General features: G+C 60.2%; 8 protein-coding genes. 5 read left to right on the top strand and 3 right to left on the bottom strand.

Annotated elements, in window-relative coordinates; all coding sequences use genetic code 11:
- The 4 genes from ACCD00_RS15655 to ACCD00_RS15640 form a co-directional block, all read left to right on the top strand.
- Positions 1-617 (top strand): TolC family protein (locus ACCD00_RS15655; protein WP_413425857.1); only part of this gene is annotated, 617 nt, incomplete at its 5' end.
- 139 nt (positions 618-756) lie between these two features.
- Entirely contained in the window at positions 757-2,961 is a 2,205-nt protein-coding gene (locus ACCD00_RS15650) for an FUSC family protein (protein ID WP_413425855.1), read from the top strand.
- Positions 2,951-3,151 carry a DUF1656 domain-containing protein gene (locus ACCD00_RS15645; RefSeq protein WP_015096751.1) on the top strand — a complete coding sequence of 67 codons (201 nt, stop codon included), beginning with the start codon at positions 2,951-2,953 and terminating at the stop codon, positions 3,149-3,151. The genes ACCD00_RS15650 and ACCD00_RS15645 overlap by 11 nt, the downstream gene beginning before the upstream one ends.
- Positions 3,152-3,175: 24 nt before the next feature.
- Positions 3,176-4,039 (top strand): efflux RND transporter periplasmic adaptor subunit, encoded by an 864-nt coding sequence (locus tag ACCD00_RS15640; RefSeq protein WP_413425853.1) that lies wholly within the window; start codon positions 3,176-3,178, stop codon positions 4,037-4,039.
- 149 nt (positions 4,040-4,188) lie between these two features.
- Here ACCD00_RS15640 and ACCD00_RS15635 read toward each other — a convergent pair whose 3' ends face one another.
- The 3 genes from ACCD00_RS15635 to ACCD00_RS15625 all read right to left on the bottom strand — a co-directional run bounded on the left by ACCD00_RS15635 (position 4,189) and on the right by ACCD00_RS15625 (position 6,050).
- Complete coding sequence (locus ACCD00_RS15635; protein WP_413425851.1) at positions 4,189-4,587, bottom strand: DUF4440 domain-containing protein; 399 nt, start codon at positions 4,585-4,587, stop codon at positions 4,189-4,191.
- Positions 4,588-4,726: 139 nt separating this feature from the next.
- The gene (locus ACCD00_RS15630) at positions 4,727-5,551 is read right to left on the bottom strand and encodes an SDR family oxidoreductase (RefSeq protein WP_413425849.1); all 825 of its coding nucleotides are present in this window, start codon (positions 5,549-5,551) and stop codon (positions 4,727-4,729) included.
- Between the two features lie 34 nt (positions 5,552-5,585).
- Complete coding sequence (locus ACCD00_RS15625) at positions 5,586-6,050, bottom strand: multidrug transporter (RefSeq protein WP_413425858.1); 465 nt, start codon at positions 6,048-6,050, stop codon at positions 5,586-5,588.
- A 174-nt stretch (positions 6,051-6,224) separates the two neighbouring features.
- Here ACCD00_RS15625 and ACCD00_RS15620 point away from each other — a divergent pair, with 174 nt between their 5' ends.
- Complete coding sequence (locus tag ACCD00_RS15620) at positions 6,225-9,026, top strand: RHS repeat-associated core domain-containing protein (protein WP_413425847.1); 2,802 nt, start codon at positions 6,225-6,227, stop codon at positions 9,024-9,026.
- Positions 9,027-9,118 lie beyond the last annotated feature (92 nt).

The following is a 9,118-nucleotide window of genomic DNA, read 5'->3' as shown; positions in this document are numbered from 1 at the left end:
GGCAGCGCCCGGACGTGGTTGCCAGCCGCTGGCAAGTGGCGGCGCAGGCGCGGGGCATCGATGTCGCCCATGCCGGTTTCTACCCCAACGTCGACCTGGTCGGCAGCCTCGGCTACATGGCCACCGGCGGCGGGGCGCTGGAGTTCTTGACCGGCAAGAAGCTCAACTACAGCGTGGGTCCGGCGATTTCGTTGCCGATCTTCGATGGCGGACGTTTGCGCGCTGAGTTGGGCGAAGCCTCCGCCGGGTACGACATCGCCGTGGCCAAGTACAACCAGACCCTGGTCAATGCCCTGAAAAACATCTCTGACCAGTTGATCCGCCGCGAGTCCATGGACAAGCAGCAGGCTTTCGCCGCCGAGTCGGTGGCCACTGCGCAGAAGACCTACGACATCGCCATGATCGCCTACCAGCGTGGCCTGACCGACTACCTCAATGTGCTCAACGCCCAGACCCTGCTGTTCAAGCAGCAGCAAGTGCAGCAGCAGGTTCAGGCGGCGCGCTTGAGCGCCCATGCGGAACTCGTGACGGCGTTGGGCGGTGGGCTCGGTGCCGGCAATGACGTGCCGAACACCGAACAGACTCAAGTGCCGAAAACCCCGAGCCTTTTGCGTTGAACACGAACCCTGTGGGAGCGGGCTTGCTCGCGAAAGCGGTTTGTCAGACGGAAAAAATGCTGACTGATACTCCCTCTTCGCGAGCAAGCCCGCTCCCACAGGTCCTGAGTCTGATCTTAATTTTTTTGAGCAGGATTTGATGACTCCCTTGCCCGCACCCTTGCGCTGGCTGTATTCCCTGGAATGGCGCCGGGGGTTCTTCGACTGGGCACGCAGCGACGGCGTGACCTGGGTCTACATTTTCAAGGTGCTGTTCGCGGCATTCCTGACGCTATGGCTGGCCATGCGCCTGGAACTGCCGCAACCGCGCACGGCGATGATCACCGTGTTCATCGTCATGCAGCCGCAAAGCGGCCATGTGTTCGCCAAGAGCTTCTATCGTTTTCTCGGCACCCTGGCCGGTTCGTCGGTGATGGTCGCGTTGATTGCGCTGTTTGCGCAGAACACTGAACTGTTCCTCGGTTCGCTGGCGATCTGGGTCGGTATCTGCACGGCCGGCGCCGCCCGCTGCCGCAACTTCCGCGCCTACGGTTTCGTCCTCGCCGGATACACCGCGGCGATGGTCGGCTTGCCCGCGCTGGCCCATCCGGAGGGGGCGTTCATGGCGGCAGTCTGGCGGGTGCTGGAAATCTCGTTGGGCATTCTCTGTTCGACCCTGATCAGTGCCGCCATCCTGCCGCAATCGGCTAGCGCGGCGATGCGCAATGCCTTGTATCAGCGCTTTGGCGTATTCGCCCTGTTCGTCACCGATGGCTTGCGCGGACGCAGTCAGCGTGAGGCATTCGAGGCCGGTAATGTGCGTTTCATCGCCGAAGCCGTGGGCCTGGAAGGCTTGCGCAGCGTGACTGTTTTTGAAGACCCGCACATGCGTCGGCGTAATGGCCGGCTCAGTCGCCTGAACAGCGAGTTCATGGGCATCACCACGCGCTTCAATGCCTTGCACCAGTTGCTCGAACGCTTGCGCAGCAGCGCAGCGGACACCGTGGTGGCGGCCATCAAGCCGGGTCTGCAGGACCTCGCCGAGTTGCTCGACGGCTTCAGCGGTCGTGCCCTGACCAGCGCCGATGCGGCACGTCTGGTCACAGTGCTGAGCGCCTACAAGGAAGGCTTGCCGGCGCGAGTGCGCTGTCTGCGGGCAACGTTCCAGCAGAGCGAGCCGAGCGATGCCGAACAACTGGATTTCCACACCGCGTACGAGCTGCTCTATCGCTTTGTCGACGACCTGCACGGTTATGCACAGACCCACGCATCCCTGGCCGATCACAGTCACGAACGGGAACGCTGGGACGAGCCGTTCACCCCGCAAACCAACTGGATGGCCGCTGCGGCATCGGGGATTCGCGCAGCATTCATCCTGGTGGTACTGGGCAGCTATTGGGTGGCAACCGCCTGGCCGAGCGGGGCGACCATGACCCTGATCGCCGCTGCGACCGTGGGCTTGTCCGCCGCCACCCCGAACCCGAAACGCATGGCCTTTCAAATGGCGTGCGGGACATTGCTCGGGGCGCTGATCGGCTTCGTCGAGATGTTTTTCATCTTCCCGTGGATCGACGGATTTCCGTTGCTGTGCGTGATGCTCGCACCGGTGATCGTGCTGGGCTCGTTCCTGACTTCGCGGCCGCAATATGTCGGTGTCGGCCTGGGCTTGCTGATCTTTTTCAGCACCGGTTCGGTGCCGGACAACCTCACGGTCTACAACCCCTACACCTTCATCAACGACTACATCGCCATGGTCCTCGGCATGCTGGTGTGCGCAGCGGCCGGGGCGATCATTCTGCCGCCCAATAGCCGCTGGTTGTGGCGCCGGCTGGAGCAGGACCTGCGCGCTCAGGTGGTGTACGCCATCAGCGGCAAGCTCAAGGGTCTGGCGTCGAGTTTCGAAAGTCGCACCCGCGACCTGGTGCATCAGGCCTACGGCTTCGCGGCGGGTCAACCGCAAGTGCAGCGGGACTTGCTGCGCTGGATGTTCGTGGTGCTGGAAGTCGGCCACGCGATCATCGAGTTGCGCAAGGAGCAGGCGATACTGCCGGTGCATCCGGCCTATGCCGAATCCCAGCCATGGCGCCAGGCGATCCGGGTGATGGGGCGTGCGCTGGTGCGGCTGTTCCTGCAACCGAACGGCAGCAACCTCGAGCGTGCGCTGATCGCCGTCGATCACGCGATCAGTCGTGTGCAGTCCACCGACGAGCCCTTCGCTCCCCATTTCGATACCTCGGCGTTGCGCCGGGTGAAGAGCTACCTGCACTTCATCCGCACCTCTCTGCTCGATCCGCAATCACCGCTCGCCGGCTACATGCATGCCAGTGCCAGCGGCAAGCCACAAGGACTTGAACATGCCTCGTGAAATCGCCTTCCACGGCGTGTACATGCCGACCATGACCCTGATGTTTTTCATTGCGGCGGCACTTGCCTGGGCACTGGACCGGTTCCTCTCCGGGTTCGACCTGTACCGCTTCTTCTGGCACCCGGCGTTACTGCGCCTGAGTCTGTTTACCTGTCTGTTCGGCGCCATGGCGCTGACTGTCTACCGTTGACTCTCTATCACTGAGAATGCCCCGATGAAAAAGTTTTTCAGCCTGCTCGCGACCCTGTTGGTGCTGGCCCTCGCGCTGTGGATCGGCCGCTCCTTGTGGGAGCACTACATGAACACGCCGTGGACCCGTGACGGCCGTGTGCGGGCCGATATCATCAACGTCGCCGCCGACGTCACTGGTGAAGTGGTGGACGTGCCGGTGCGCGACAACCAATTGGTGAAGACGGGTGATTTGCTGATGCAGATCGACCCCGAGCACTACCGCCTTGCGGTGAAGCAGGCGCAAAGCCTGGTGGCATCGCGCAAGGCGACCTGGGAGATGCGCAAGGTCAATGCCCATCGTCGCGCCGATATGGACAACCTGGTGATCTCCCGGGAAAACCGTGACGACGCGAGTAATCTCGCCGACTCGGCCCTGGCCGATTACCAGCAGGCCCAGGCGCAACTGGAAGCCGCCGAACTCAACCTGAAACGCACTGAAGTGCGCGCGGCGGTGGACGGCTACGTAACCAACCTCAACGTGCATCGCGGCGATTACGCGCGCATCGGCGAGGCGAAAATGGCCGTGGTCGACATGAACTCGTTCTGGGTCTACGGCTTCTTCGAAGAAACCAAGCTGCCCCACGTGCGCGTGGGTGATAAAGCCGACATGCAACTGATGAGCGGTGAAGTGCTCAAGGGCCATGTTGAAAGCATCTCGCGCGGCATCTACGACCGCGACAACCCGGAGAGCCGCGAGCTGATCGCCGATGTCAACCCGACCTTCAACTGGGTACGACTGGCGCAGCGGGTGCCGGTGCGCATTCACATCGATGAAGTGCCGGAGGGCGTGCTGTTGGCGGCGGGGATTACCTGTACGGTAGTGGTTAAGCAGGATGGTGGGGCTTAGCTGTCGGACCGGTTCGCCTGCTTCGCGAGCAAGCCCGCTCCCACATTTGATCTCCTTCGTGCGCAAATCTTGAGCTCACTGAAGATCCAGTGTGGGAGCGGGCTTGCTCGCGAAGGGTACAACGCGGTCCGTCAGGCAGGCGTCGCGCGTTACTCCTTGCAAAACGTCTCATGCAGATGCCGCCAGATCACCCGGCCATCCGTCTGTTTTTCAAACACGACCGTGGAGCGACGATCCGAGTGCAGCCCGGTCGCATCGGTCTGTTGCTCGCGGTAACTCACGGTCGCGCCGCCATCGTGCAGCGCGATGCCACGCAACTCGCTGAGCGCGATGCGGAACCCGAGCTTCTTGCCGCCCGCCAACGTGAACAATTCGTTCAGCGCGTCAAAATCCAAAACCCGACCGAGCGGCGAGACCATGGAAAACTGCGGCGAAAAACGGGTCAGCAGTTGTTCGAGTTCGGACATGTCCTGTTCTTCGGCCAGCCATTGTTCGATGGCCACGTGGGCCTGGATCACTTCGTCGAAGTATTCGGTGTAGTCGGTCATTGTGCTGTTACCTGAAGTTTTGTAGGGACTGTGCGGGCCTCTTCGCGAGCAAGCCCGCTCCCACAATTGATTGTGTTTCTTCAGGAACAACTCGGTCAAATGTGGGAGCGGGCTTGCTCGTGAAGGTGTCGACGCGGTCTCAGAGCTGCCCACGCAACCCGAACCGCTTCATCAACCCGGATTCGAGCAAGCCCTTGGGCAGCAACGTTGCCATCAGCGGCAACGCACGACTGCCATTGCCGAGACGAAGCAACCGTGGCGGTTTGGCCTGCTGCACAGCCTTGAGCAATCCGGCGGCAAACTCGCTGGCCGGAGTCGGCTTGTCCTGGGAAGCCCTGGCCCGGGCGCGTATGCCTTCGCGCAGGGGAAACCACGGCGATTGTTCACTGATCAGTTGTTCGGCTTCGTGGCCGGCATTTTTGGCGAAACAGGACGCGATGGCCCCCGGCTGGACTTCCATGACCCGCACGCCGAACGGCGCCAGTTCCATGCGCAAGGCATCGCTCAAGGCATGCACGGCAGCTTTCGAGGCACAGTAGGCACCGGCAAAGGGCGTGACCAGTACGCCGGACACGCTACCGATATTCACCACCAGCCCCTTGGCCCGACGCAGCACCGGGAACAAGGCGCGGGTGACGCCGACGATGGCGAACACATTGGTTTCGAACTGGCGCTGCATGGCTGGCACACCACCATCGAGCAGCGGCCCCATGGCGCCATACCCTGCGTTGTTGACCAGCACATCGAGGCCACCGGCCTGTTGGTTGATTCGCTCGCTCAAGGCTTCGAGCGCCGCGGCGTCGTTGACATCCAGTTGCACGGCCGTGAAGCCGGCGGCGGTGAGTGCCGCGACATCTTCGGCCTTGCGGGCACTGGCCCAGACTTCATAACCGGCGACCTTGAACGCATCGGCAAGGGCGCGGCCAATGCCGCTGGAACAACCGGTGATCAACGCAACGGGCATGGCGCATTCCTTGTGCAAAAAAATGGAGGAAGGATCAGTCGGAAAAACTACCGTGCAATCGCTCGGCGCGAAACTCCAGCGTCTCCGGACGGTAGCCTGGGCGCAATGGCGGCAGCGGCAAGCAGTCTTCCCAGTTGCCACCGGCCTGCAATTCGCCGGGGCCACGATAGCGCGGGGCGGTGTATTGATTGTCGGCCAGGTTCACCGTGTCGCCCGGTGCATAGGCCGCAACCCGCCAGCGCAGTTCCGTCAGCGGCACGTCATTGCCGTTATTCAGGGTCAATTGCAATGGGCGGTCGGCGGGACATTGCTGCGGCGCGTAACTGATGCGCAACTCCAGGCGTTGCAATTGCTTGAGTTCGCGGTGGTCCATCCAGATGACCCAGGTAGCGACAATGCCCAGCCCCACGGCGGCGGCCATGGAAACAGGCAAGGCCTTGGCCGGATAGCGCAGCAACAGGATCAGCCAGGTGATGACCAGCAGGACGCCGATGAACATGACGTAGATCTCGGGAATAGAGAGGGTCATCCTACCTAAGCACAGGTGGGGTTGGCGATGGGCGGGGTGTGTCGACGGTACGGAAGACCATCTGTCGGCCCTGTAATTTCTGACAGTAGCCGGGCACTTGATCGACAGGCTTAGATGAGCGGGAGTGATTCCGGAGCGGCTACTGTGCCAGCGACTCTGTCAATCCACCGCCACACCCCGAGCCTGACGGCAAGTGACCCTCGTGGGTTACCCGTACGCGCCGTGGGGTACTGGCGTGACATCGACGGCGTGCCCCCTCAGGCGAGGGTCAACCGTACGGCCCATGATTGGGCGGGCCGCGCGATTGCGCAGCGGGACCCGCGGCTGTTTCCGGACGCTTCGGCAGCGGCCAATCTGCAAACGACGTATGCCCTGTCCGGTGCAGTGTTGAGTACGGACAGCGTCGATGCCGGGTGGCGTGTGGCGCTGTTGGGGGAGGCGGGGCAATCGCTTCATACCTGGGATAGCCGGGGTTCGCAGCGCAGGATGCGGTACGACGCTCTGTTGCGCCCGGTATTGGTGTTCGAGCAGGCGGTGGACGGTGATGCGATTTGCACGGAGCGCTTGGGTTACGGCGCGAGCGATCAGGCTTCTGCCGAGCGCAACCAATGCGGCCAATTGATTCGCCACGATGATCCGGCGGGGACGCAGCGGTTTACCGAGTCTGGATTGCACGGCGCAGTGCTGGAGCAGACGCGGCATTTTCTGAAAGCAGTGTCGCTGCCGGACTGGCCTGAGCCGGTGGCGGATCGCGAGTTGCTGCTGGAACCGGGCGAGGGCGCCATCACTCGTTCGCAGGTCAATGCATTGGGCGAGGTCTCCCAGCAAACCGATGCCAAGGGTCACCGTCAGTTATTCCATCAGACCCTTGACGGCCAGTTGCGCGAGGTCCGCCTGCAACTCAACGGTACATCCACACCAAAAACCCTGGTCAGCGCCATCGACTACAACGCCCACGGCCAGACCGAACGGGAAGTCGCTGGCAATGGTGTGATCGCCACGCTGGAATACGACACGCAAAATGGCCGCCTGACCCGCCTCCAGGTCCGGCGCGGCAACACAGCCCTGCAAGACCTGCGCTACGCCTATGATCCGGTAGGCAATGTGCTGAGCATTGAGGATGCCGCGTTGCCGATTCGCTACTTCGCCAATCAGCGGATCGAGCCGGTCAATCGCTACGCCTACGACAGCCTGGGCCAGTTAATTGAAGCCACCGGCTGGGAAGCGGGCGGCCCCAATAAAGGCCCGCAGTTTTCGACCCTCGATGACCCGGCGCCCCGCGCCAATTATCGCCAGACCTATCACTACGACGCAGGCGGCAATCTGCTGGAGTTGGTCCACGAAGGTCCGCAAAGCCACGGGCATCGACTGGTCGCGGCGGCGCACAGCAACCGTTGCCTGCTGGTACTGGAGGGTGTGGAACCCGGCGAAGAGGATTTTCGCAATGGCTTCGACGGCAACGGCAATCTGCTGAACCTGCAACCGGGCCGGGCCCTGAGTTGGGACCTGCGTAACCAGTTATCCGAAGTGCGGCCCGTGGAACGTGAGGGCGGTGAAGATGACAATGAACACTATGTCTACGGCGCCGACGGTATGCGTGTACGCAAAATCCGTTCAACGCAAACCAATGCTCGAACACTTCTCTCCGAAGTTCGTTATCTACCCAATCTGGAATTACGCACTCATGCTGGCACGGGCGAAGTGTTGCAGGTGATCAACGTCCAGGCCGGACGCAGTAGTGTGCGGGTGTTGCACTGGGAGTCCGTACCGCCGAATGACAATGACAACGATCAGTTGCGCTACAGCCTGAGTGATCATCTGGGTTCCTGCGCCTTGGAACTCGACAGTGCGGGCGAGGTGATCAGCCAGGAGCGTTATCATCCGTTTGGCACAACCGCATGGTTTGCAGGAAGAGGGGAGGTTGAGGCGAGTTATAAAACGGTGCGCTATTCGGGGAAAGAGCGGGATGCGACGGGGCTTTATTATTACGGGTTCAGGTATTACATAGCCTGGTGGCAGCGCTGGTTGAGTCCGGATCCGGCGGGAAGTGTCGACGGGTTGAATTTTTATTGTATGGTACGAAATAATCCTGCCAGTCTTAAAGACTCAGATGGCAGAGAAAGTAATTTTAAGGAGCTTTTTAAGCCTGAGCATGGAGATCTGATTTTTGGACTGTCCAGCGTAGTAAGGAAACGGTATTTGAGTTGGTTCGCGAAATTGACATATCGCGGCGATGTACTGGCGATGTACTTTACAAGAAAGGATGCCGGGAATCTTGCAAGTAGCCTGGGCCGGTTTCGCTCAGCGTATTATGAAGCTAAGTTCTTTATGCGTCTATCCTCTCCCGGAGGCCGGGAGGAACTGGAACGTGTAATTTCCGCTGGAAGTCATGAGCTACGGGAGCGTGCAACCGTTAATGTGCAAAAAGGAAACGACTTTTGGCGGAAGAAGCATGCGCGGATCACCAGTCAAATCGTCGAGATTGAAAACAGGTTTTATGACCGTATAAAGTCAAGTCAAAGTTCGATTGCGTCGAGCAAGGTTTATTGGGGCTTTTCCAAAGAATTTGCATCTGAACTTGCCGGTGGCAGGTATTCTGCAAATGAAACATTTCAGAAATATATCGATGCTGAAGGTACAGTTTTTTATCATAAGTTCCTCAGTCGGGCGAGTAAGGCCGGATTGTCGACGATACTGAAATCTGAGGGTGGGAGTGCCGTTCATTTTATACTTGATGAGTTGGATATGAATCAGGTTGTGAAAAAAACCCAGCCATCGTTAACGTCGTCAGAGTTGCGTTATTTGTACCGCAATCGGTCTAAGGTGGTAGACAAAGTATTGTTTTATCAACAGGGCAAGCTTGTGGACGCACCCTGGAGGACAGACCGGGCGCTGTGGAGTCAATACATACCCAAAAATACATCGGGAGGGACTATGTCCCGGTGATTGTTGTGGTCAATCGAAGGTAATCAATGATTAAAAAAAACATCCAACCCGCTGCGGATAGGGAACGCAGCAGGTCGGATGGGGCCTTACTG

The sequence above is a fragment of the Pseudomonas sp. Pseusp3 genome (genome assembly GCF_047304225.1).
GTDB lineage: Bacteria > Pseudomonadota > Gammaproteobacteria > Pseudomonadales > Pseudomonadaceae > Aquipseudomonas > Aquipseudomonas fluorescens_CD.
This window is presented reverse-complemented; position numbering and strand designations above follow the sequence as displayed.